General features: G+C 41.6%; 19 protein-coding genes. 16 read left to right on the top strand and 3 right to left on the bottom strand.

The annotated features are described in order from the left end of the window. Positions 1 to 1,414 (top strand): MSCRAMM family protein (locus tag ADIAL_RS03835; RefSeq protein ID WP_034300242.1); only part of this gene is annotated, 1,414 nt, incomplete at its 5' end. Between the two features lie 52 nt (positions 1,415 to 1,466). Then, the gene (locus ADIAL_RS03830) at positions 1,467 to 2,090 is read left to right on the top strand and encodes a class A sortase (RefSeq protein WP_197017757.1); all 624 of its coding nucleotides are present in this window, start codon (positions 1,467 to 1,469) and stop codon (positions 2,088 to 2,090) included. A 133-nt stretch (positions 2,091 to 2,223) separates the two neighbouring features. Here the strand turns inward: ADIAL_RS03830 and ADIAL_RS03825 are convergent, their stop codons facing one another. Continuing rightward, positions 2,224 to 4,041, bottom strand: a complete 1,818-nt coding sequence (locus ADIAL_RS03825; protein WP_034300239.1) for a hypothetical protein — start codon at positions 4,039 to 4,041, stop codon at positions 2,224 to 2,226. Further along, complete coding sequence (locus tag ADIAL_RS03820; RefSeq protein ID WP_051503694.1) at positions 4,016 to 6,262, bottom strand: glycosyltransferase family 2 protein; 2,247 nt, start codon at positions 6,260 to 6,262, stop codon at positions 4,016 to 4,018. Before ADIAL_RS03820 ends, ADIAL_RS03825 begins: the two co-directional genes overlap by 26 nt. Before the next feature lie 522 nt (positions 6,263 to 6,784). Between ADIAL_RS03820 and ADIAL_RS03815 the strand changes: the two genes are divergently transcribed. The 5 genes from ADIAL_RS03815 to celB are packed head-to-tail and all read left to right on the top strand — an operon-like array spanning position 6,785 to position 11,339. Continuing rightward, positions 6,785 to 7,102 carry a PTS cellobiose transporter subunit IIB gene (locus tag ADIAL_RS03815; protein WP_197017759.1) on the top strand — a complete coding sequence of 106 codons (318 nt, stop codon included), beginning with the start codon at positions 6,785 to 6,787 and terminating at the stop codon, positions 7,100 to 7,102. Positions 7,103 to 7,123: 21 nt separating this feature from the next. Then, positions 7,124 to 9,121, top strand: coding sequence for a BglG family transcription antiterminator (locus ADIAL_RS03810; protein WP_034300232.1), 1,998 nt, complete (start codon positions 7,124 to 7,126; stop codon positions 9,119 to 9,121). A 15-nt stretch (positions 9,122 to 9,136) separates the two neighbouring features. Beyond that, positions 9,137 to 9,460, top strand: coding sequence for a PTS cellobiose transporter subunit IIA (locus ADIAL_RS03805; RefSeq protein WP_034300230.1), 324 nt, complete (start codon positions 9,137 to 9,139; stop codon positions 9,458 to 9,460). A 3-nt stretch (positions 9,461 to 9,463) separates the two neighbouring features. Continuing rightward, positions 9,464 to 9,964 (top strand): hypothetical protein, encoded by a 501-nt coding sequence (locus ADIAL_RS03800; protein ID WP_051503693.1) that lies wholly within the window; start codon positions 9,464 to 9,466, stop codon positions 9,962 to 9,964. Between the two features lie 10 nt (positions 9,965 to 9,974). After that, entirely contained in the window at positions 9,975 to 11,339 is a 1,365-nt protein-coding gene (gene celB / locus ADIAL_RS03795; RefSeq protein WP_197017758.1) for a PTS cellobiose transporter subunit IIC, read from the top strand. 307 nt (positions 11,340 to 11,646) lie between these two features. Here the strand turns inward: celB and ADIAL_RS03790 are convergent, their stop codons facing one another. Then, the gene (locus ADIAL_RS03790) at positions 11,647 to 12,597 is read right to left on the bottom strand and encodes a 1,4-dihydroxy-2-naphthoate polyprenyltransferase (protein WP_034300227.1); all 951 of its coding nucleotides are present in this window, start codon (positions 12,595 to 12,597) and stop codon (positions 11,647 to 11,649) included. Positions 12,598 to 12,886: 289 nt separating this feature from the next. Between ADIAL_RS03790 and ADIAL_RS03785 the strand changes: the two genes are divergently transcribed. The 9 genes from ADIAL_RS03785 (at position 12,887) to ADIAL_RS03745 (ending at position 24,135) form a co-directional block, all read left to right on the top strand. After that, positions 12,887 to 13,864: a polyprenyl synthetase family protein gene (locus tag ADIAL_RS03785; protein WP_034300260.1), complete on the top strand. Its 978-nt coding sequence runs from the start codon at positions 12,887 to 12,889 to the stop codon at positions 13,862 to 13,864. 93 nt (positions 13,865 to 13,957) lie between these two features. After that, the gene (locus ADIAL_RS03780; RefSeq protein ID WP_034300226.1) at positions 13,958 to 15,010 is read left to right on the top strand and encodes an ATP-binding protein; all 1,053 of its coding nucleotides are present in this window, start codon (positions 13,958 to 13,960) and stop codon (positions 15,008 to 15,010) included. An 871-nt stretch (positions 15,011 to 15,881) separates the two neighbouring features. After that, positions 15,882 to 16,748 (top strand): metallophosphoesterase, encoded by an 867-nt coding sequence (locus tag ADIAL_RS03775; RefSeq protein WP_034300224.1) that lies wholly within the window; start codon positions 15,882 to 15,884, stop codon positions 16,746 to 16,748. Positions 16,749 to 17,084: 336 nt separating this feature from the next. Then, the gene (locus ADIAL_RS03770; RefSeq protein WP_051503691.1) at positions 17,085 to 17,810 is read left to right on the top strand and encodes a PHP domain-containing protein; all 726 of its coding nucleotides are present in this window, start codon (positions 17,085 to 17,087) and stop codon (positions 17,808 to 17,810) included. Between the two features lies 1 nt (position 17,811). Continuing rightward, positions 17,812 to 18,765, top strand: a complete 954-nt coding sequence (locus ADIAL_RS03765) for an ATP-grasp domain-containing protein (protein ID WP_034300223.1) — start codon at positions 17,812 to 17,814, stop codon at positions 18,763 to 18,765. 12 nt (positions 18,766 to 18,777) lie between these two features. Then, positions 18,778 to 19,896, top strand: coding sequence for a GNAT family N-acetyltransferase (locus ADIAL_RS03760; protein WP_034300221.1), 1,119 nt, complete (start codon positions 18,778 to 18,780; stop codon positions 19,894 to 19,896). A 76-nt stretch (positions 19,897 to 19,972) separates the two neighbouring features. Beyond that, on the top strand, positions 19,973 to 20,587 hold the full coding sequence (locus ADIAL_RS03755) for a sugar transferase (RefSeq protein ID WP_034300219.1): 615 nt from the start codon (positions 19,973 to 19,975) through the stop codon (positions 20,585 to 20,587). A 1,117-nt stretch (positions 20,588 to 21,704) separates the two neighbouring features. Continuing rightward, entirely contained in the window at positions 21,705 to 22,925 is a 1,221-nt protein-coding gene (locus ADIAL_RS03750; RefSeq protein WP_081757639.1) for a DegT/DnrJ/EryC1/StrS family aminotransferase, read from the top strand. A 31-nt stretch (positions 22,926 to 22,956) separates the two neighbouring features. Then, entirely contained in the window at positions 22,957 to 24,135 is a 1,179-nt protein-coding gene (locus tag ADIAL_RS03745; RefSeq protein WP_034300216.1) for a glycosyltransferase family 4 protein, read from the top strand. The last annotated feature ends 45 nt before the right edge of the window (positions 24,136 to 24,180 follow it).

Genomic DNA, 24,180 nt, shown 5'->3' with positions numbered 1-24,180 from the left:
TCCATTTATCAACTATCAAGGAGAAGCAGTGCTGACTAAAGTTGACGCACTAGGTCATGCTTTAGAAGGAGCTGTCTTTGACATTCGAGATGCATCTGATTATTTGATTCAATCAGGACTGACTTCGGATTCAAACGGGGTCGTCTCAGCTGAAAACCTGGCACCTGGTTCTTACCGCTTCATAGAGGTTGAAGCACCTGCTGGCTATCTTTTAAACACAACAGATGTGATGACTTTCGATATTTCATCCGCATCGGCAGGAAAACCAGGACAAGTTGATGCGGGTAAGCTTGTCAACTATAAAGCAGATGTACACATGCAAAAAGTTGACCCGCAAGGGCAGCCTCTAAGCGGCGCCCACTTTGATCTGATGGATACGAGTGGAAATACACTTTTGAAAGGTATTCAATCAGACAAAAGTGGACAGGTCAGTATCAGCGATCTGTCACCCGGAGACTATTTACTAATCGAAGTTTCGGCGCCTGAAGGGTATTTGATCAATACTCAAAGCATTGAGTTTACTGTTTCGTCTGCTGCAGATGGAGAGCCAGATACACTTGTACTTGATGATTTTGTGAATTATCAGTCCGAAGCCGTCCTAGTTAAAACAGATGCAAGAGGAGCAGTCCTTGAAGGGGCGGTATTCAGCCTGGAAGATTCTAGCGGGTCAGTCATTCAAACCGGCCTGACCTCAAACGAAGCCGGAGAAGTATATGTCAGCGACCTTTCACCGGGTTCATATAACTTAGTTGAAACAGAATCTGTTGACGGCTACATCCTGGATGATTCTCCAATCAGTTTTGCTGTGGGGGATGGTATGGAAGGTCAACCAGAACTAATTGAACTAGGAGACTGGATCAATTATAAGGGGTCGTTTGAATTAACTAAAACGGATGGATCGAACCAGGTAGTTCCGCATGCAGTGTTTGAGCTGTATGATCAAGAAAATCAGTTGGTCCTTGGAGAGCTTATCACAGATTCCAGTGGTAAAATTCTTGTCGAAGATTTGGCTCCAGGAGATTACTATCTGATTGAAACGCAGGCACCTGAAGGGTACCAATTGGATTCTACACCGATTGAACTTTCTATACCTGTTACCTTTAGAGGCAAACCTGAGCGGATAGCTGTTCAGGCAATAAATGAAATATTGGTCCAAGAAGAGCCCAACACTCCTGACAACGATGAGCCATCTGAAGAGTCTTCTCAAGGTTCAGATGATGGGTCAACACCGGACCGTCCTTCAAGTGAGACGCCCTCCAGTGAGGACGGAACGTCGTCAGGCGCTCTTCCGCAGACAAACGTGGTTTCATTTGCCTCAATCATTAGAATTCTGGGTCTTTTGTTGCTAGTTTTCGGGCTGTTGCTTTTAAGCCGGTCCAGACATCAACAAAAAGATGATGGGACAGCATTCTAACTAGTTTCGAATCGTTCATCAGATTGTTAGTGATTGAAAAGGAGGCATAAGGTTGAAAAGGTTCAAAGTGCTTGTCAGCGGTCTAACTATTCTATTAGGTATAACCTTGTTTTTTCATGAGTCAGTGATTGACTGGAGACTGCACCGCTTTTCCGAATCAGTTATCCAAAATGCCGTTGACGAGGGGCAAGGAATTGCTGAACAGCGTGAACCCAATGAGGAGACACTTTTCGACTTTGAACAAGTTGAGGAATTATCTTTGACTTCGCTGCTGACGCTGCCTGACATAAAAGGCATCCATACACTGGGAGCGATCTATATTCCAGAAGTTGACTTATCACTGCCGATTTTGGAAGGCTTATCTTCTGACAATCTGATGGTCGGAGCTGGGACAATGAAGCCTAACCAGGAGCCTGGAGAAGGCAACTATGCATTGGCCGGTCATAACTGGCGAGATCGAAAAACGCTATTTTCTCCTCTGCATAGAGCAGAAAAAGGCATGCTGATTATAGTCGAAATTAAAGGTCAGCTATATGAGTATATTATTACTGAATTGTTTACAGTCGATCCCTCGCGTATTGACGTAATTGAAGACACGGAAAAATCAATGATCACCTTGGTTACGTGTAATCATGATGGATCAGAAAGACTGATTATTCAAGGGACATTAGTGTAACAAAATAGCACGATCAAATGACGGAAGGATACCCATCCTCTCATTTGATCGTGCTTTACTTATTCCTCTTTTTAAAAGAGCAAAGGAACAGTTTATTCAGCTCATTATACCAGCTCAATGTGAATCGAAAGCTTTAGTTCAACAAGGAATCTACTGAATAATGGCCCGGTTCAATCATATGTCCTGTTTGAAGATAGATCATTTCCTGGAAAGTGAAGTGCGGCTCCAAAAGAACGACTGTATCATATTCATTCAAGTAGCGTTCAAAGAAATCAGGGTCCATATCAAAGTCTTCCCGCCCAGTAACATGAGGACTGTATAGATAGTAACGGCCAACAACTGACAGAAGGAAGTTATCGACGGCTTCAGTATCCGTACTGACAATCAAGTGTGCATGATCGGACAATACAAACTGCTCATCAACAGTGGCAGCGATTTGACCTTGAGGCAAGGCGTCTACCTCAGACAAATTATAAAGCATGCCGTTATTTTCAGACTGGATACCCAGAAAAGCCAAAGCTGTAATGAGCACAGTGGCATACTGGTAAACATTCTTGCTGTATATGGACTTGTAAGCTGTCCGGTCTCTGGCTTCTATCTCTTGGACATAAAAAGCGGCGTCCCATGTTCTGATTAGGTCAAAGAGGATGATGCCTAAATTGAATATAACGATACTGGAAGCGTACCGCTCAAAGCCGGCCAAAACCAGCGCTTCATCAATCGGCATGGAAAACAGGAACATCGCATAAATGCCCAGATAATACAGGACAGTAATCCCCAGTAAAAGCATGCCTGTTCTTAACAGTCTATGCGGTTGGTCGGTATATTTGCTGAACACAAATGAAGAAAGAAGCAAAATCATTGCGCCCAGAATTAGTCCCTGAGTAGAGGGAGTAGAGAGGCTAGTAAGGGTGGTCAAAAAATTACGGCTGATGTCCTGTATGATCTCACTATTCTTTCCTTCAAAGATGGACTGGTAAGCATCCAGGCTGACACCATGCTTGCTTTGAGCGGGAAAACGGCTCAAGTGTATGAGCCAAAATAAAAAGGGAAGGAAGCTGCCAGCAGTCATTACAAGACTATAAACGAGAGTCCTTTTCCACTTGATTACTTTGCGTTGACTGAATATAGCGGCCAGTCCGTACAGAAGTAGCAGAGCGACAAAGAATAGCCCGCTGTTTTTTATAATACCCAAAAATCCTGCCGTGACAGCAGTAAATAAAACGATTTTTTGAGGCTGGTTTTTCAAGGTAATGATTCCAGCAATGCCTCCTAGAGCGATTAAAGGAAGCAGGAAGTCTACAAGCAAATTGTTCATGCGAATGGCAATATTGAAATGATTAAACAGACTGAAAAAGATGAAAACCACACTGACAAGCAGTCTTCTGTTCAAGTCTTTGACTACGGCAAAGCAGGTGTAAAGAGCTGAAAGGATAAGAATAAACTGTCCAATCAGCATGGTCTGCTGGGAAAAGCCAGCAATCACGGTCGTGAAATAAACAAACAAGGAACTGCCTACCGGATATGAGAAAAACTCGATCAAAGGGTCAGCCGGCGTCGCTAGCCGGTTTTCCGTAAATAGAAATTTGACAAAAGTTCCCCAATGCGAAAAGTTATCATAGTGCACAAGGGGCGTGCGGGCTAGTGTAGTGACAAAAACAGCTGCATAGAGCATGAAAAACCATTGGTAAAATTTTGGCCAGTGAAACGACTGGGTATACAGTCGCTGCCTGGCGGATAAAATGCCGTAGACGAAGCCTACAGCTGCAAGGATGTAGACCGTGTAAAGCAGTACATTCAGCAGACTGCCGATATACAAAAGCAAAGTCAAGACACTTAGAGTAAAGAACAAACGGATATGCCGGTCAAGAGGGAAATAACGGTCGAGCAGACTGGACCAGCCGAAAAGAATACAAACAAGCAGACTATACCTCAACAGTGTGAGTGCCATGCAGAGAATCTCCTTTCATCATTCGACTCACTAACGTGTTCAATGCGCCGGATGTTTTTAATTGGTTTAAATTATTGATTTTGTATGTTGTCGCGTGTGAGGCTGTCGAAAGGGAATCGCTCAGCTCTAGCTTGAAGCCATCACAATAAGCAGTCAGGTTCTGTTTGCCTTCAAACGCCAAAGGGCGATCCAGTGTGATTGTATGGTAGTCAAAAGACAGAAGGCGATAGTCTTTTCCTTGACACTGAACAGGAAGGCCCGACTGGATTTCAGGATAAAGAGAAACAGGCAAAGGTCCTGTCTTATTTTTGCTAACCCGTCGCTGTACATTTTCTACTAGGCGATCGATGTGTGTGACCCATTTGTCATAAAACATCGGCAAGTACTCGTTGAAGCCATCGTAGATAATCTGTAGGTAATTCAGTTCGTCTTCATCTTCAATCTCACACGTTTCCAGGCCGTAAACCCAATGGTCATCCTGCTTGAACACGCGCACCAGCTTGCCTGTAAAGGTCGACCGATAAGGAGCCTGCTCGATGGTTATGTTCAGCTCTTCATCCGGTTCAAAATAATAGGGATAGTCGGACTTAAAAGACAGGCCGTTTTCGGATAGGTCATGTGTAAAGAGATCAAGTGTGCGGCTGCTTGACTCTATTTTTACAGGAACTTTTCTCGGAAAGCGTTCCTGTTTGCGGTAATAAGGCCGGTTCAGGTAAAACAATATTGCAAAAGTTAAGTTAAACAGGTGGGTCAGTAGCCAGAAACTGATGATACTTCCATACATCATTTCTGAACCATACTTTCCCCAATTGAATGAGACTAGACCATAAAGAGCCAGAATCCATAGAATTAGATGGGGAATGATAAAAAGCAAGTCCCGCCTTGATTGTGTAGCGTTTTTGTTGGTGACTTTAAAGGTTGTTTCCTTGAAGCCGATGGTCTGTAAAAAAACGGGCAGGATCAAATAAGGAGCAAAAATGGTTTCTTGCACTTCTCCCCATCTCTGGGTCCGGATCATACTGGAAATATCCTGCATGGACAAATGCAAAAAGAAGTAACTGGGCAGCCACATCACTAATAGAATCCAAAAGCTGGTATCCACTACGCGTACACTGAAGACGGTAAACAAAATCGGAGCCAGTATATACATGATCCGTCTGAAAAAAGACCACCAGTATAAGTAACCGTTTAAATAGACCAGTTTTTGGGCCGTTGACAGCTTGCGGTTAAATAAGAGATTCAGGTTATGTACGCTCTGTACAACACCTCTGGCCCAGCGAATGCGCTGTTTTAACACACTTGGGATGTCTGTTGGGGTCAGACCGCTGGCCATGGGCTCTTTAGTCGAGATGTTTTTATAGCCGGCTGTATTAATGAGCGCACCCAGTTCAAAATCCTCTGTTATGGTATCGGTAGGGAAGCCGCCAGCGTCCTCAATCGCCTGTCTGGAGATAACTGTGTTGGAGCCTGTGTAAACGGCTGCATCATGGGCGTTGTTCATTAGATTTACTTCGCGGCTGAAAAAGTCCTGCTCATTGGGGATGGACTTTTCAGAAAAAAGATTATACTGAAACAAATCTGCATTATAAAAACTCTGGGGAGTCTGGACCAGGCCAAGGGGCTTGACGGACTCGCCTTCTTTGATTTGTGCAGCATTTTCAACAAAGTAAGGGACTGTTTCAAGTAAAAAATTGGAATAAGGAATCATATCGGCGTCAAAAGTCGCTACCAAAGGAGAGGCTGTCTGATTCAGTGCATTATTCAAATTACCTGACTTGGCATGTTTGTTTCCAGTTAAGCCAATATAGCCGACATTAAAAGACTCAGCGAGCGCTTTAATTTCCTTTCTTGACTGGTCATCTGAGATATAGATATGAACCTTTGCGGAATCAGGATAAGTCATGCGGGTACAGGCATTGACCGTTTTCCTTAGCAGCTCGGGTTCTTCATTGTGTGTCGCAATCAGCACATCGATATGGGGATAATCCTCGTCTGCAATGACTGGTAGCTCAATCTCTTTAGCTTTGTTTCGGCTCCAAATCAGAATAATCGCTGTAAAATTTGAAACGATTTCACTCAGCCACAGTAATACGCCAAAGACCAGGGCGAAAAGTGTTTCGTTGATTGGGAGTGTATATAAACCTCGCCAGGTTAAGTAAATGCCGGAGAATATAAAAGCTGCCAGATAAATCAGTTTTTTTCTTCGCGGGACTTTTTCCATTAATTATTCCTCCTTTAATTATTCCTCCTTTATTAAGTTACTTTGATTATAGCAAGAAAAGGGCGCTCAAGGGATCCAATAAGCAAGTAATATATGACTTTTTTAACACGTTCTTTGACATGCAAAGCGAATGCTTATGACATGTATGTGGAACTTGAGTGCAGCACGAAGACATAGATTTGACCAAGGACCACCGATAATATGACTCAGATAAGGTATTCTTGAGTAAACGGGGGATAGGACCAGAAAATGACAGTCATTAAAGAATGGCTTAAAGGGTAGTCTTTATCAGACGGGATAGGTATACTGTATAGGGCTTATTTTATATAGATAGCTAGGAACCACTGCCTAATTGTGGTCTACCTTTTAAATCAGGACACCGGATATAAAATTATTCGCAGATTGTAACTGGGCGTTTTCTTGCTTGGATAAATAGGTTCCGTTACGTAACGGAACATGCTTATGTATACGTTGAAACCGTTTCATTATATAGTTGACTTATCAAATCTTAGGAGGCAACACATTATGAAAAAAGCATTGATTATTTGTGCAGGTGGCATGTCATCGTCACTGATTGCTAAAAAAACCACAGACCACTTTAAAGCGCAAGGTAAAGATATCGAACTGGATGCAACCAGCCAGTCGCAAGGGGCTAAAATGATTGAAAAAGACGAATTTGACCTCTACATGGTAAGCCCGCAGACTAAAATGTACTTCAACAACCTGGAAAAACTGACCAAAAAGAAAAACAAGCCCATCGTTAACATTCCGCCACAGGCTTATGTTCCGATCCCAATGGGTATCGAAAAAATGGCAAAACTGATCGAAGAGAACATCTAAATCAATAGAGGATGAAGAAATGTGCTGAATCAAAAAGATATTATGATTCTGGAACTGATGAAACAGTCCAAGGAAACGTACCTGAAAAGTCAGACGATTGCTGAAAAACTGGGGGTCACCGACAAGACGGCAAGAAAGTACATTCGTCAGTTAAATGAAGTGATGGACGCTAAGATCGCTCAGATTGTGTCGATACCCGGTCATGGGTTCACTTTTGAGGTCCGCAATGAGAACGCTTTCCGACTGTTTTATCAAGCCAACAAAGAAGCTCTCAATGAAAAAGCAGATATCAGCCGAATAGAAGAAACAGGTGACCGGCAGTATTTTATTTTAAGGCGATTCTTTTTTGGTGATAATCAGCTGTTTGTTGAGGAACTGATGTCTGATTTAGCTGTTTCTTATTCCACTCTGCTGAACGATGTATTTGAAATTAATCATAAACTTAAGCCTTATGATCTTTTCCTTAAGACAAGCAAAAAGAGCGGGATGTCCGTTGAGGGAGAAGAGCAGAACAAACGGCACTTTATTATGAACTACTTTTTTGTCGAACGCTTGCAGAACAACTTGAAGTGTCTGGGCGAAATTTCAAAACTTCTGACCACAATCAGTTCGGAAGAAATTCTTCTGATTGTTCTGGACGAATGCCGCAATGCCGATTTGAAACTGAGTGATACGGTTATGCTAAATATCGTGATCCATATTGCACTGGCGCTCAAGCGGGTCGAAGAAGGGTATCAGATCAACTTCGATCAGCAATTTGATCCCACGCGCTACCAAGCAGAACATGAGACGTCCAGACGGATTGTTGACCGTCTGAGAAAGAGTGCTCATATCGAACTGCCGGATGAAGAAATTTATAATATTGCCTTGCACTTGAAAAACAAGCGGGCACAGATCGTGTCAGCTCCTGAGCGGGCTGAGGAGCGCTCTGTTGAGCAGCAGCTTCTAGATGTGCTTCAGGAAATGGACAAGGATTTAGGTGTAAACCTGATAGGAGATCCGGTATTACTAAATGGTTTGTCTGATCACTTTGGCCCCTTTCTAAACCGGCTTAGAAACAAGAACAAAATGAAGAATCCGTTTCTGAGTGAGATGAAAGCCAATTATCAGGCGGAGCTGGATCTGACCCAACATTACTTCTCTAAGATGCCTGAACTTCAAGCCTTTCAAGTCACAGAAGACGAATGGGCTTATGTATCACTGCATATCATTGCCGCGCTGGAAAGAGACAGCCGAAAAGACAAGCTAAATACACTGGTAATCTGTGCGACGGGTGTCGGTAGTTCCCAGATGCTCAAGGTCCGGCTTGAAAATGAGCTCGGTTCGAAGCTGGATATTAAAAATGTGATTTCTTATTACGAAATCAGTGATCAGCTTTTGGAAGGTGTGGATTTGATTGTCTCATCCATTGATTTATCCAATGTCGTCTTCAATATCCCTGTAGTCAATGTGAGTGTGCTGTTGAATCAGGAAGATATCCAGTCCATCAACCGGATCATCGGCCAGCAGAAGGCATTCAAGCAGATGGATTCTTCTGAGAACAAACAGAATCGCCATCAGCTCAGCCGACTGATTGACACCTATTTCAGCCCGGAGCTGTTCGAGGTTTCTGATACGGTTATGGATCGCGAAGAAGCGGTAGAAGTACTCATCGAAAAATGTACGCGTGTAGATGAGCAGATTGATGCTGACTTTTTGAATCGCCAGCTTAGGCTTAGAGAAGGCTTCAGTTCGGTTGTATTCACTAAGCATATTGCGGTTCCGCATCCGGTTGAGGGGGTAGGGGACTTTTCCAAAGTTGCTGTCTTAGTCACGCCCAATGGAATCAACTGGGACGGGGTCAGCGAACAGGTCCAGCTGACTATTTTAATGGTTCCTGACCGGTTTGGTCATTCTCATCTGGACCAGGTCAGTAAGGCCTTGCTTCCAGTACTAGAAAATGAGTCCTACTTGGAGGAACTGATTCAGGCAAAAGATTATCCAACATTTAAAGAAACACTATTATCATTACTTGTATAGAAGGAGACGATTATTATGGAAACAGCAGAAATACAGGAAGTCGCATTTAAAATTATCTTGGAGAGCGGAGATGCCCGTACACTGGTGCATGCTGGCTTCAAATCCATGCGTGAAAGTGATTTTGAAGATGCCAAGGAAAAATTGGAGCAGGCGAATGACAGCTTGACGGAAGCACACAAGTCACAGACGTCTTTGCTGCATAACTACGCTAATGGAGAAGATGTGAACATGGATGTCATCATGATTCATGCACAGGATCATCTGATGACTACTATGACGATTCGTGAGGTAGCTCTGGAGATGCTGTATCTCTACCAAAAACTTGATGAGGTGAGCTAAAAAATGGATGCAAGACAGAAACTGGCAATGAAGAACATGCGATTTAACCGCTACATTATGCTGAGGTATGCGTTGGCACTGTTTTTCTTTGCCAATCTGAACTGGATGATTTTCAGTCTTCCAGGAAGAAACTTGTTTGTCCTTCTGCCCGTTGTCATGATTTTCCTGGCTTTATTTTCAATTCATGAATTTATCGTACTGTACAGCAGTTCTCAGAAGATCACTCTAAAGAAAACCAGACTCTATTTTTTGTCTCAGCTGATCATGAATAGTCTGCTCATCGTTTTTTCATTTCACAGCGGCTTTTATTCTAGGGTTTTCCCTTTTTTAAATGACAGCAGTCAGGGGAGGACGGCGATTGTCAGTTTATTGGCCCTTGGTTTATTGATCAGCGGGCTTTGCCTGAAAAAATTACAGGCGATCGCAAGGAATAAAGACAGAGGGTTCAGACTATTCAACACCTTTAAACAATCAATGAAAGTGAGTGAATCATATGGAGAATGAAAACAATAAACTGTTTCAACTGTTAGAAAAATTTCTGATGGGGCCTTTAGGTACCGTGGCGCAGCTAAAAGTTGTCCGCGCCATCATGGGGGCCGGGCTAGCGACCATCCCTTTTACAATCGTCGGGTCGATGTTTCTGGTCTTTAACGTTTTGCCCCTGACTTTCCCTTTCCTGGAGAATATCTTTAACGCGACATTCTTCCGTTTCAGTGATTTGTACATGCTGGCAAATACGATGACTATGGGTATTCTGGCGCTGTTCTTTAATGTCAGCTTGGGGTATGAATATGCCCAGATCATCGGTGAAGAAGACGACTTGAACATGAATGGCCTGAACGGCGCCCTCCTAGCTATGTTCGCTTTCTTCATGACCATTCCTGAACTGATTTTTGAAGGGGGCGTAGTCAATACCATCACGAGCCTGACCGATGAAGAAAGTATCGTCAATGGCTGGCGCATCGGCGGCAGTATCGAACGTCTGGGAACTACGGGTATCTTTACAGGTATCATCATGGCTGTTCTAGCTGTCAGAATCTACCGCTTGTGTGTGGCCAGAAACTGGATTATCAAGCTGCCGGATGAAGTGCCTGCAGGTGTATCCAGAGCCTTCACTGCTCTAATCCCGGCTTTTCTTGTTGCCTTTGCAGTTATTGTGATCAACGGGGTTCTGGTTGTATTCAATACAGATATCTTCCAGCTGATTCAGATTCCATTCGGCTTTGTTACTGAACTGACAAGCACATGGCTAGGTGTCATGGTGATTTACTTCCTGGTCCACGCATTGTGGCTGGTCGGTATTCACGGAGCGAACATCATCTTTGCTTTGATCACGCCAATCACTCTGGCCAACCTATCTGCTAATGCAGCCGGAGCCAACATCCCACTAGCCGGAGAATTCAACAATGCGTTCGTAACTGTCGGTGGGTCCGGAGCAACTCTTCTGATGACTGTCTTTATTGCTTTCCTGGCTAAATCAGAACAGCTGAAAGCAATCGGAAAAGCAGCCCTAATCCCATCGCTCTTTAACATCAATGAGCCGCTGGTATTCGGTCTGCCGCTGATCTACAATCCTTACTTGGCGATTCCATTTTTCCTGGCGCCAATGGTGAGTGCATCGATTGCTTACTTTGCCATTTCGCTTGAGCTGATCAATCCGCTGATTGCCCTGCTTCCATGGCCGTCGCCGGTTGGTATCGGTGCCTATATCGGTACAGGTGGTGACTGGAGAGCCATTATTGTTGCACTGATTGGTGTAGTCTCTGCTTTTGTGATTTACTATCCATTCATCAAAGCATACGATAAAGAACTGGTCCGTCAAGAAGCCGGAGCTGCAGAAGCTGACACAGAAACCTCTGGAGAAGCTGTTACAGCTTAGTTCTATTAATAAAAAACCGTCTGTCCAATTCGGGCAGATGGTTTTTTTGTGATAAGGGATAAGGTCTAAACTACGCCCATAAATACAAAGATGTAGTTTGGTCCTTAGGTTGAATACTGAACTCAACCTGATTTATTGGGGTCACACTAGAATAAATAATGTAGTTCAGCAGAAACATTACTTTTAAACTAAACCCTAAAATATCGTATAGCAGAAGCTGGCTAGGGACACGTCACAAAGATTGCATACAAAAACCGCCAACTTTTCAGAAGCGGCGGTCAGATAATCATTGCGTAAAGGTATCCGTTTATACAAATATGTTCCAGATAATAGCGAGAATTAGCAGGGTCAGTTCACTAAAAGTGAACACAAGAAAGGATTTCACTGAAGTCACAAAAGTTTCAGCCTTGATTTGTTTTTCATTAAACAACTTGACTTGTCGGCGGACAAAAATCAGAGTCGCATAAACAGCAATCATCACAGGAGGCAGCCAACCAAAGACAATGGGAATGGCCAAGGCTGCGTATGCTCCGTAAGTAAGTCCATTATACAGGCGAATACTTTTTTCTACACCGATATGATGAGCCAGAGTATACCGCTTGTTTTCCAGATCCTGCTCCAGGTCACAGATGTTATTGGCTAAAACAATATTGGAGATCAGAAGGACTTGTGGAAGAGAAACAAAGAAAACCACGAGCAGGGCATACCAGTCACCTTGAAGAATAAAATTTGTCTGATTAAAGCTCAAATCTAAAACCAGCTGGTCAGGTGCATTGATTAAAACAGCGATAAGGATAATTCCAAAGCCTAGAGGCGGTCCCGAAAGAAGTTCCCCCAAAGGCATGCGTGAAATGGGAATGGGGCCGTATGTGTAGAAAATACCAATCATAAAACAGACCAGTCCAATCAGCAGCAGGATGAGATTGGTCCGAAAGACGAGAAACATTCCTAGCAAAAAGGAAAAAGTCAGCATGCCGTAGATATACTTGACCACGATGGACTCAGGAATGTTTTCGATGCCAATGATATTGTGCTCTTTACGGAACGCATCAGTGGCGGCTGTACGGTAATCAATCAGCACATTAATGGCTGTCGTTGAAAAATCAAGAAAGGCCGCAGCTATGAAAAAGACCAGTGTATTGAGAAAATTGAAGGCTTCAAAATAATAGATTGATAGAGCAACACCTAGACAGACCGGCAGCATGCTAGTAAATTTGGTCCGGATGTCGACAAAACGCAAAAATTGAGAGGGGGACATAGTATTCTCCTTTATGTATAAATTGGTAGAATATTTAAAAATAAATTCAAACTCTACTTTCACAGTATAGCAGAATCCAGGTCATTTGGCTTTCTCTATAAAAAGATTTAACTATCCTGAAAGTAAACCTCTCTAATTTTAGACAATGTGGTACAGTCACTGTATAATTATTATCATCTCAGTCTATTAGAATTCAGTCTATAAACAGATAAATACGACAAATATAGGTTTCAGGCGTGAAAGGGTCAGTTTTCTTCACACTGAAAGGACAGAAAGTAGTGTGGTCAGCATGAGTACCTATCCATTATGGAATCAGTACCCAGAATTAAAAGAAGCATTAATCGAGACAACAAATCTGATTGAAAAGACTTTGTTCGTCAGAAATAAAGCCGTAAATCAGGCGATGAAAGAAATATTTAAGGCGCATGGAAAAATGATCCGGCCAGCTTATTGTCTGCTGTTTTCAAGTCTTGGTAACCAAAGTGAACCAGCCAGGGCCAGACATCTGGCGGCATCGATTGAACTGTTTCACAATGCGACTCTTTTGCATGACGACATCATTGATGACGGCAAAATCAGAAGGGGACTGCCGACTGTCCAGTCCGTCTACGGCAAAAAAGCAGCGGTCTATGCTGGAGACTATCTGATTTCAGCCTGTTTTAAAATGACCTTACCCTATAGTCAGCAGCTGGACACTCAGGGTTTGCTGACCCGGGCAATGGAACAAGTCATCAAGGGTGAGCTGCAGCAGCTCAGTAACAGCTATAATCCAAACGTCTCATTCAGGCAGTACTTGACACAAATCAAGGGAAAAACAGCAGAACTCTTTGCTATTTCCTGCCTAAGTGGAGCCCAGGAAGGCGGACTGAACAAACAGAATCAGCAGTTGAGTTTCAGAATCGGTTTGCAGATCGGCATGGCTTTTCAGCTGCTGGATGACTTACTGGAATATACCCAGTCTGAAGAGGAGTGGGGCAAGAGCCTTCTGCAGGATTTGTCTAATGGTATATACACAGCCCCAGTCATTTTATCTAAAGAAAAGGCAGCTGATTTTTTTGCTGACATGCTTAAACAAGAGGAATGGTCCAAAGATGAAGCAGACAGCGTCCGGCAGATTCTCGTTGAAGCGGGTGGGATCGACAAAACCAGGCAGTTAGCCGAACGCTATACCCGTAAGGCGCTAAAGCTGATTAGCCAGCTTCCAAGTGGGGAACCAAGAAATCAGATTGAACAACTCACACGTGCGCTGCTGCAGAGAAAAAGTTAAAACAGCGGTAAGTCAGCCCGATTGTGATATAATGTAGCTCAATACGCAAAGAGTCAATTAAGATGGTGACAAGATAACTGGGAGGGTAAGTTGATGCAAGAAGAAAAATCAAGGCAGGGTAGTGCAATTGAACTGGACCGTAATCTAACAGACTACGAAAAAAGGGAAGGTCTAAAGTCCCGTTTACTGGAAGAAGAAGCGCTCAGAAGAGGTTATAGTGTAACCCGGCTTAGTTTTGATACCACGTTGGTGACAATGGGCGGCAAGGAACTATTATTCAAAGACATGAACGGGCCCCTATCGTCGGCCAGTCTGAATACAGTCGTGGATGACAAGCAGCTGACTCGATCATTTTTAAAAGAAGCAAAACTCACGGTACCGGCATCCACTTACTTGCCAATATCTCAAACCGAACAGTTTGTCGGCTTTGCTGAATCCTTCGGCTATCCGGTCGTATTAAAGCCTAACAATTTAGCTCGAGGACAGGGTGTTTTCATGAACCTGTCAGACGAACAAGAGCTTAGACAGTCGCTTGAAAAAATCGAGGCCATCGTAGGTGACCGCTCAACACCTATTTTGATTGAAAAACACTTTACAGGAGAAGACTTTCGCTTCGTTATTGTAGACAGTGAGGTGATTGCAGTCAGCAAGAGAGCCCGTGCAAATGTAGTAGGGGACGGAAAACAGACAATACTAGAGCTCATCCAACACAAAAACAGCCTGCGGGCCAAAGACAGAGATTTACGTAATTTTCCGATACCAACAGATCCCTCTCAACTGAGCCGATTGTCTAAAAACGGACTGACCATGGCCTCTGTACCTGAAGAAAACCAGAAAGTCATTCTGCGGGATGAATCCAATATCGCCAGCGGAGGCGAAGGCATCGACTTCACCTATACAGTCAGTGAAGGCTTTAAACAAATGGCTATTAGAGCGGTCAACGCGATCCCGGGCTTGAACTATGCCGGTGTAGATATGATTGCAGAAGATATTACTGCTGAACCGACAAGTGAAAACCATGTGGTCACTGAAGTAGAGTTCAGTCCAGGACCCGTCAGCATGTTTCCGTGGGAAGGTGAGCCCATCGACATGGCAGGACCGGTATTGGCATTTTATGAAAGAAACGTTGACCGGATTGACCTCTAAAGAAAAGGGACGTAAGACACAACGTATATGCATTTAAATGGAAACAACTTAAGGCACCGATGGCTTCAAGCCATCGGTGCCTTAAGTCTGTTTTAAGTCCCGAAGCTAAGCAGCACAAAAGAGCGCTAAAGTTCACGGGCTGTTTAGTCCTCTGTCTGTAAAGCATGGAGCGGGACATTTTTCACTTTGGATGTGCGCTTGTTGAGCTCTTCTATGTCATAGAGGCCGATAGATTACTGTAGCACCAGGCCATCCACCAGTGACACGACTAGCGATACAGCTTCTTTTGAATGAAGTAGAGGATAGTCTTTTCCCGGATTAAGCTCGCGCCATTTTTCGCGCAGGCAGAGAGTTATTTCCTTAAAAGATTCGCTAAAAGTATCTTTAGAGATGTCACCACGTTCATAGTCTGCAAAGACGGCTTTGATCTTTCCATGTTCTGACGGTTATCGTCACAGGAACGACTTAAAAAGCCACTGAGAAACGTATCCAGACTGCCGCTGTGATCTTCTTCTATTGACGTGATATATTCTTATTTGAGTTCTGACAGGTGTTCATTCATTTTTTGCAGCTCCTTTTGATGTGTTTAGTGTTTAAATTAACATGAAAAAGCTCTTTATTTTAACAGTAGTCATTATTTTGTACAAAGAAAAGGTGTAACGACAAGATAGCCGTGAGACATATTCATCAGCCGATAAAATAATGATTAACTCCCTACGCTATTTGCTATATAATTGTGGTTAATCATAGAACGGTCTTAAACTGCCCAAGTTGCCTACATTCGCTTGATATAATCAACTATCGATAGGTCTTACTCATTGGACTAGATCTGTGTATAAATATCAGATATCAAAGAACAGGAGAAATAAAAATGTTTTTTTCGAAGAAAGTACGTCTAACCCTGCTATTGCTATTTTTCATAGCCTTACCTAGCTATTTTTATTATCAGAACAATGCAATAGAAACCTCTCACTACTCATTTACACATGAGAACATACCCGAATCATTTGACGGGTTCACTATCGCGCAGGTGTCAGACCTGCACAATAAAGATTTCAGGGGACGATTATCAGAAGAAGTAGCCACCCATGAGCCAGATATCATTGCGGTCACTGGAGATGTAATTGATCGCAACCGTACAGATATAGATACGGCAATAGAGGCCCTTGAAGAGCTTATAGACATAGCCCCGGTATATTTCGTATCAGGTAATCATGAGGTTGCGTCGGGGGTCTATCCAGAGCTGCTGGAACAAATGCTTGATATTGGAGTCGTCGATTTGGATGATGATTTTAATGTGATTGAGAGAGAGGGTTCAACTATTGGTTTGTTGGGCATACAGGATCCGCTATTCTTCACTTACGAAGAGATTCAAATGGAAGGGTCTAGTGGACGCCTGATTATCAATCGACTAGAAGAGCTCAAAGAAGCGTCTAATACCTCATATAACATTCTACTTTCTCACCGTGCTGAACTGATGGAGATTTATGCCCAGACAGACATAGACTTGGCACTGACAGGTCACGCTCACGGCGGACAAATCAGGCTTCCATTTGTGAACGGTCTATTTGCTCCTACTCAAGGTTTTCTTCCCGAGTACACGAGTGGTGTATACGAACAGGACAATACGGCGATGGTCGTTAGCAGAGGTCTAGGCAACAGTGCGTTTCCCCTAAGAATCAATAATAGACCTGAACTGGTTATTGTGACGTTAGAGTCGGACAGTAGTCAAAGGTGATTTTAAGTCTAACTTATTTGAGGAGGCTCTATTTACTAAGTAGAGAGCCTTTTTTCTATTTACACAAGATATTTTACACTCTCTTTAATATATGTGTATTTTTTATGAAAGTGTGGTAATATCTAATCAAATAAAATAGATTTACAGAAATATTGTTTTCCTCCAGGCAGATCCCGTCCTGACAGTATCTTGTCAAGCCTATTCGTATAACTCCGCAACATTTCGACACCTTAAAGCTTAGCACCTCTAGCAATGATCTTCATTTCCTTATTTCTTACATTATTAAAGTCAGTTGTGGTTACTCTGCAGCATATCAACTTTGAAAAGGAGAAATCTATGGAACCTTCATTTAATCATTTCAATGACCTTTCGGTTCAAAATCTAAATATAGAGTACCATCTGCATACAAATCAGACCGATGGAAAAGATTCTATTGAAAAGATGCTTCGTGCAGCATCTGATAAAGGCATCAGACAGTTAGCCTTTACTGAACATATAAGAGCTGATTCAAGCTGGTTTGATGAGTTTAAGGCTCGAGTAAAGCAGGCAGCTGAATCGTATCCAGATATAGACGTTTTGATTGGCGTGGAAACAAAAGCGATCGACTTGAAAGGGGATTTGGATATTTCAGTTGATGTGCTATCAAAAGCGGACATTATATTGGGCAGTGTCCACAGTATACCTGACAGCAAGGGAGGAGTCATTCCTTTTTCAGACCTCTCTCCAAGAGAACTGGCCTCTGTAGAATTTGAGCTGGCCAAAGGTATGCTCAAGCATGCCCCAATCGATGTTCTGGCACATCCTGGAGGCATGTATGCCTCACGTTATGGCGGTTTTCCTGTACACTACTTTAAAGAACTGATGTACTTGGCGAAAGTCAATGATAAGGCAATCGAATTTAGTTCTAAATATACTAAAAACCCTTATGACTTCCTTACTGCTTGCGGGGAAATCAACCCACAAGTATCTATTGGGTCTGATGCACACGAAGCGGGCGCCGTCGGGCAATGTCGGCAGATGCTGGTTGATTTCGATTTTAGAAAATTTCAGAGGAGAGACTGAGATGAAAATACTGGTTACAGGAGCAGGCGAGATATTGGGCCAAGCAACAATCAAGTCCATCAAGTATGCCGAAATCGAAGCTACTATCATAGCTTTGAATGCCAGCAGAGCAGGTGCGGGTCTTTACTGGGCTGATCGCTATTATATTGTACCCAGAGCAAATGAGCCTGATTATCTGACAGAAATAGCTCAAATACTTGGAAAGGAAAAACCGGATCTGGTCATTGTCGGCACAGGACATGAGTACGCTGTCCTTGCAGCCTCAAAAGAGGAACTGGAAAGCCAATATCAGACAACGATTCTTGTCAGTTCAAAAGAAGTCATTGAATTGGCAGCAGACAAATGGCTCACGCATCAGTTTCTGGAAAAAAACGGTCTGGATCATCCCTTATCTTGTCTTCCCGGCGCAGAGGATAAGCTGATTAAACAAGTGGGCTTTCCCTTAATTGTTAAACCTAGGGTTGGATCAGGATCAGTAGGTGTAGAAAAGGTCGATTCTATAGACGAATTAAAAAAGGCAATAAAGGTCATTCCCCATCCCATCATCCAGGAATGTGTTGGATCAGGTGAAGAAGAATACACAGCAGGCGTACTCGTTTTAGGAGGGAAGGCCGTATCATCTATTACTATGAAAAGAGAACTTCGGCATGGGAATACTTCCATAGCGCGTGCAGAGCCGTATGGCGAAGTGAACCAATACTTGGAACACTTGGCTGAAACTTTAGGTGTTTTTGGTCCGGTCAATTTACAATATCGACTAGTTGATAAGAAAGTCAAACTGTTTGAAATCAATGCTCGTCTATCAGGGACGACCTACTTTAGAACATTGTCAAATGTCAACGAGATCGCCTTGAGCATCGATTATTTAGTCAACAAAAAAGACGTGACTCAACCTGAAATCAAACCTGTTGACATCATACGCTACTATGAGGAAATGATTATTCCTGATTCTTGAGATCACTCACTTTTGAAAGGTCAACATATTAAAAATACTATAAATATAAAAGCAGTTTTAAAAGGGATGAATAGTATGAAAGTATTTAGCCACGATAATTCAGTTAATCACACATCAAACTATGACCACTCTAAATTGATTTCACGCCACAGTCATTTGTGTTTTTCTGCGGAGTATGCTTCTGTATTCGAGAAAATGGATACGGGAATACCAGAGGAATTTGTTTATACGTCAAAAAATGGAACCGTTATTCATACTTTTATTAAGCGACAACTGCCCTATGAGGTGGAGGGAAAAGAATATTTTGATATCACTACGCCTTATGGTTTCGGAGGCCCCCTCGTTATTCATACAACTGATGTAGAGAAGCTTTTGAAAGAGTATTTTGATGCTTTCCACCACTATTGTATTGAGAATAACATAGTCAGTGAATTTGTCAGATTTCATATATTTGATAATGCGGTTGTCTGTAAATACTACAGTGGCGAAACGTTTGAAATCAATTCAGTGATTTATAAAGATTTAGATAAAAATATAAGTAAAGAGATGGAACCTAGGATACTCAAGGATGTAAAAAAAGCTGAGCATGCAAAAATTTCTGTAGAATTTGATTATGTCGGGGACACGCAAACTGACTTTCTCAGCCTCTACACTGAAACGATGGATAGACATCATGCAGTACGTTATTACTATATTGATCATTCTTTTTTAAATAATCTCAGGGACAGGCTGAAGGGCCAATACGTCTTTGCCAATGCCAGGTTGAGCGGAAAAATTATTTCGACCAGACTTGTTTTGTTTGATCGGTCTTATGGATATTATTTTTTAGGTGGGAACGATGCAAATTATTACGATTTAAAGTCTGGCACGTATTTGGATTATATGTTGCTTAATGAGTTGAAGGGTAAAGGTGTGGCGAAGTATATTTTTGGAGGAGGGCATAACGGGAATGACGGATTATATAAGTATAAAAAGAAATTTTCTATGAATGGAGAGATTCCATTTTTTGTTGGTAACACTGTGCATATTAAAGATGTTTATGATGAGTTGATACAGATTCGTATGTCTAAAGGACCATTCGATTCGGGCTCCAGTTTTTTCCCTAAATACAGATCTCCAGAGGCAAGATAGCGATGACTAAGTAGAAAATTATACTATTAAGGTTGATAATGTATAGATGTGGTTTATTTGAAAAGGAGGTAATAATATGTACAAAAAGGTTAAGCGGTTCTTAGATATTATGATGGCATTAGCCCTATTAGCCTTTAGTTCTCCTTTCTTTGTGATCATCCCATTAATTATTTTCATAGAGGATAGTGAAGGATCTTTTCTATTCAGTCAAACACGGCTTGGGAAGTGTGAAAAACCTTTTATCCTGTATAAATTTAGAAGTATGCGTATTCAAGATAGTGAAAATGGAGTGATGCTTACGGACACTGAACGAATGCTCAAAGTGGGAAAGTTTATACGCAAAACAAGTTTAGATGAATTACCCCAGCTGTTTAATATTCTTAAGGGAGAAATGAGTTTTATTGGACCAAGGCCTTTATTTGTAGACTATCTTCCCTACTATACGGAGGAAGAAAAATTAAGACATTCTGTTAGTCCTGGACTAAGCGGATGGGCTCAAGTTAATGGAAGAAATAAGATCAGCTGGGATGATAAATTACGTATGGATGTCTATTACGTTAAACACTTTTCATTTAGCCTAGACTTGAAAATATTTATTTTGACTTTAAAAAAAGTATTACTAGGTGCAGATGTTGTGCATGATTCTGGAGAGGAGCTGACCCAGACACTTTCGGAATACCGTAGTCGATAGATATACATTGACTGTAGATTAATAACTGAAAAAGCGCTATTTAACTTATATTCGTAGCTTATATAAAAAGAGAATTGTAGTGAAGGCTCTAATTCCTCTCTAGCAAATAAGGCTGTAATCCTCGCTTGTAGTATAGATATAAATGCTACGTTCAAATCTATATGAATATCTAGATTAATTAAAGTAAGTGTTTGATTGAATGATATACACGAAATACCAAAGACAGATGCAGGTTTTAAAGATACGGGAAACAACAAGGGGTTTAAATTTTTCATAGGGACAGCTGATTTAACTCAGAACAGCATGCTTATCTCAATGAGGGGACTGTAACCTGACTTCAGAAAAATGATGATTATTGCCAGGGGGTTATAGTTGTATAATTGTAATAGTATGATATACTACCCTTATAAAAATCCTCTTTTACCACGTTTCACCACTAAATTACCCCCTAAGGCAATATATTTTCTCCTATTTTTCTCCTTATAGATACCACAATCACTACCCATTATTTTATCAACCTCAAATGAATTCTCCTCTAAATCGAACCTCAGTATTCCTTTCTACACTCCCACCCATGAATTACTTTACACTCATCCATACTATCTTCCTTGTTGTTTAACTTACACTTCAGTCACTTCTCTTTGCTATACCTTTACTTCAAAGATTACCTCATAGAAATACCTCAGAAAACCTCCAGCATATCCACTTGAATTTGTACTTCTCTTTAAAATTATCCTCCCCATATTTTTGTATCAGCCAACTGACTCATCACAAAAATGCATATGATTGCCTCCGGAATGGTGGGCTTATTTGTGCAAGGATAGAGTCTAACTCTTATACGGCAAAAAATCTTTCTATTTTATTCAAAGCATACTCTTCGCAAATTTAAATTTGCGTAGTGCAGTCAATCCATTCAGGTCATGTTTCTGGAATGTCATCTTTTGGAATTTTGAAAAATAAATGACCTACGATTATATCTTTGATGGGTGTAATAAAGTGACCTACTCTAATCGAACACGTTCATTCATGCTGGAATACTTTACAGACAAAAGTATTTTTTCATATGAAAAATTAAACGACTACTAAAATTCAGAATTTGGGAAAGAGAGGCTTAACTATGAATAATCGAATTCTATTGTCGACCCCACATATGTCTGGTAATGAAAGAAAATATATTGATGAAGCATTTGAAAGCAACTGGATAGCACCGCTTGGGCATAACGTGGATACCTTCGAAAAGCAGATAGCTGAATATTCTAATGTAAGAGGTGCTTCAGCAACTGTTTCAGGTACGGCGGCTATACATTTGGCTCTCGCCGTTCTCGATGTCAAAAAAGGAGATAAAGTTTTTGTTTCTTCTTTTACTTTTATAGCCAGCGCAAGTCCAGTTTTATACCTTGGTGCAGAACCAGTATTTATAGATTCTGAACCCGATACGTGGAATATGTCCCCTGAGGCTTTACTTAAAGCTCTAAAAGAGGCACAGGCCAGTAAAACTTTGCCAAAAGCGATTGTCGTAGTGAATTTATATGGACAGAGTGCCCAGATGGATGAACTGAATGCTATTGCTCGAACATTTAATGTTCCTATAGTGGAAGATGCTGCAGAGTCGCTTGGTTCAACATACAAGAATAAAAAGAGTGGGACACTAGGAAAGCTGGGTATCTTTTCATTTAATGGAAATAAAATCATCACTTCCTCAGGTGGAGGTGCGCTTGTTAGTGATGACGAAGATCTTTTGGCAAAAGCAACATTTTTATCTACTCAAGCCAAAGATGAAGCGCCGTACTATCAGCATTCTCAGTTAGGATACAATTATCGAATGAGCAATATCCTGGCAGGAATAGGCAGGGCGCAATTAGAAGTTTTAGATGACCGGGTCAAACGACGTAGAGAAGTGTTCGACACATATATGAATCATTTGGGGGAGCTCCCAGGCGTAGTATTTATGCCAGAGTTAACTGAAACAACTTCCAACAGATGGCTGACAACGCTGACGATTGATTTACGTTTATATACTATTGACCCCATTGAAATCATAAAACGAATGGAAGCGTCTAACATTGAAACACGAATGTTATGGAAACCCCTCCATTTACAGCCTCTGTTCAAACAAGCTGTATTTTACAAGAATCCTCAGTACAGTCAATCAGTCAGTGAGTCTTTGTTTAAAACAGGATTATGTCTGCCATCCGGAACCAACATGACAGAATATGATCAGCATAGAGTCATCTCTGAATTGAAAACTATATTAGCCTCTAGCAGAAAAAGAAAACACGTATTTATCTGGAACAAACAATTAGGGACGCGTGCAAAGCTAGAGCATAAAGTCAACTAATGGCTTAGATAACTGGAGAGGATGGTTCCACATGGAAAAGGTTTTGATGATGGCATCGGTTGTCTCTATGATAGAAAGTTTCAACCAGGAGAACTTGAACATCTTGCAAAGCGAAGGTGCAGAAGTACATGTCATGGCCAATTTTAATGACCAGGATATCAAAAAAAAAAGAATGAATGAAGAATTCAAAATGAAACTAGAAAGACGTCACATCAAAGTATATGATCTTCCGATACAGAGAAACCCTCTTGCCCCTATAAATGTAGCTGTTTACAATCGAGTAAAAAATATAATCAAAAGTGAACAGTATTCCCTTATACACTGCCATACGCCTGTTGGAGGATTACTGGGAAGGCTTGCATCAAGAGAAGCACAGAAAACTGGTACAGCTTTGATATATACAGCTCATGGATTTCATTTTTACAAGGGGGCACCGAAGAAAAATTGGCTGGTCTACTACACGATAGAGAAAGCACTATCTTCTATGACAGATTGTCTGATTACAATTAATCCAGAGGATTACAATATTGCGCTGAGCAAGCATTTTAAAACAAAAGATATTGAAATGATTAACGGAGTGGGCATTGATCTCAGTAAGTTCAATCCGACTAATGAGATGAAAAGAAGTCATCTGAGAAAACAATTTGGCTATTCCAATAGCGATGTATTATTGATTTATGTTGGCGAATTGTCCAAACGGAAAAATCAGTACCAGGCAATTAGAATGATGAGAGATGTAGTAGATGCTGCCCCTCAAGCTAAACTACTCCTTGTGGGCGATGGCAGCAATTATGACGAGTACGCTGAGATGATAAATAAATATTCATTAGCAGATCATGTCTTCTTGTTGGGATACAGAGAAGATATACCTCAATTGATGAGTATGGCCGATATTGCTGTTTCAACCTCACGTCAGGAAGGGTTGCCAGTAAATATTATGGAGGCGATGGCTACCGGCTTACCTTTAGTTGTAACAGACTGCAGAGGGAATAGGGACCTTGTACAAAATGGTGTAAATGGCTATATTGTTGGAATTGATAATGACAGGGAAATGAGCAATAAGCTACTCAGGTTGATTGAGCGAAAGGACTTGCGAAAGATGTATGGGATGAGAAGCAAATACTTCATTACGCCGTTTGAAACCAAAAATGTCAATCCTCAAATGACTATTATTTATAAAAAATATATATGCAACGAGGTGAAGACTTAGCTTGATGACAACTTTTGTATAGTCAAACGCAAAGGCTTCTTGGAT

The organism is Alkalibacterium sp. AK22 (genome assembly GCF_000585255.1).
Taxonomy (GTDB): Bacteria; Bacillota; Bacilli; order Lactobacillales; family Carnobacteriaceae_A; genus Alkalibacterium.
Note: the sequence above shows the minus strand (reverse complement) of the source record. Positions and strands in the feature narration are given on the sequence as shown.

Coding starts and splice junctions, on each gene's coding strand:
- ADIAL_RS03825 (WP_034300239.1), bottom strand. CDS start 4,041: ATGGCACTCACACTGTTGAGGTATAGTCTGCTTGTTTGTATTCTTTTC.
- ADIAL_RS03820 (WP_051503694.1), bottom strand. CDS start 6,262: ATGGAAAAAGTCCCGCGAAGAAAAAAACTGATTTATCTGGCAGCTTTT.
- ADIAL_RS03805 (WP_034300230.1), top strand. CDS start 9,137: ATGGAAACAGCAGAAATACAGGAAGTCGCATTTAAAATTATCTTGGAG.
- ADIAL_RS03800 (WP_051503693.1), top strand. CDS start 9,464: ATGGATGCAAGACAGAAACTGGCAATGAAGAACATGCGATTTAACCGC.
- ADIAL_RS03790 (WP_034300227.1), bottom strand. CDS start 12,597: ATGTCCCCCTCTCAATTTTTGCGTTTTGTCGACATCCGGACCAAATTT.
- ADIAL_RS03785 (WP_034300260.1), top strand. CDS start 12,887: ATGAGTACCTATCCATTATGGAATCAGTACCCAGAATTAAAAGAAGCA.
- ADIAL_RS03780 (WP_034300226.1), top strand. CDS start 13,958: ATGCAAGAAGAAAAATCAAGGCAGGGTAGTGCAATTGAACTGGACCGT.
- ADIAL_RS03775 (WP_034300224.1), top strand. CDS start 15,882: ATGTTTTTTTCGAAGAAAGTACGTCTAACCCTGCTATTGCTATTTTTC.
- ADIAL_RS03770 (WP_051503691.1), top strand. CDS start 17,085: ATGGAACCTTCATTTAATCATTTCAATGACCTTTCGGTTCAAAATCTA.
- ADIAL_RS03765 (WP_034300223.1), top strand. CDS start 17,812: ATGAAAATACTGGTTACAGGAGCAGGCGAGATATTGGGCCAAGCAACA.
- ADIAL_RS03755 (WP_034300219.1), top strand. CDS start 19,973: ATGTACAAAAAGGTTAAGCGGTTCTTAGATATTATGATGGCATTAGCC.
- ADIAL_RS03750 (WP_081757639.1), top strand. CDS start 21,705: ATGAATAATCGAATTCTATTGTCGACCCCACATATGTCTGGTAATGAA.
- ADIAL_RS03745 (WP_034300216.1), top strand. CDS start 22,957: ATGGAAAAGGTTTTGATGATGGCATCGGTTGTCTCTATGATAGAAAGT.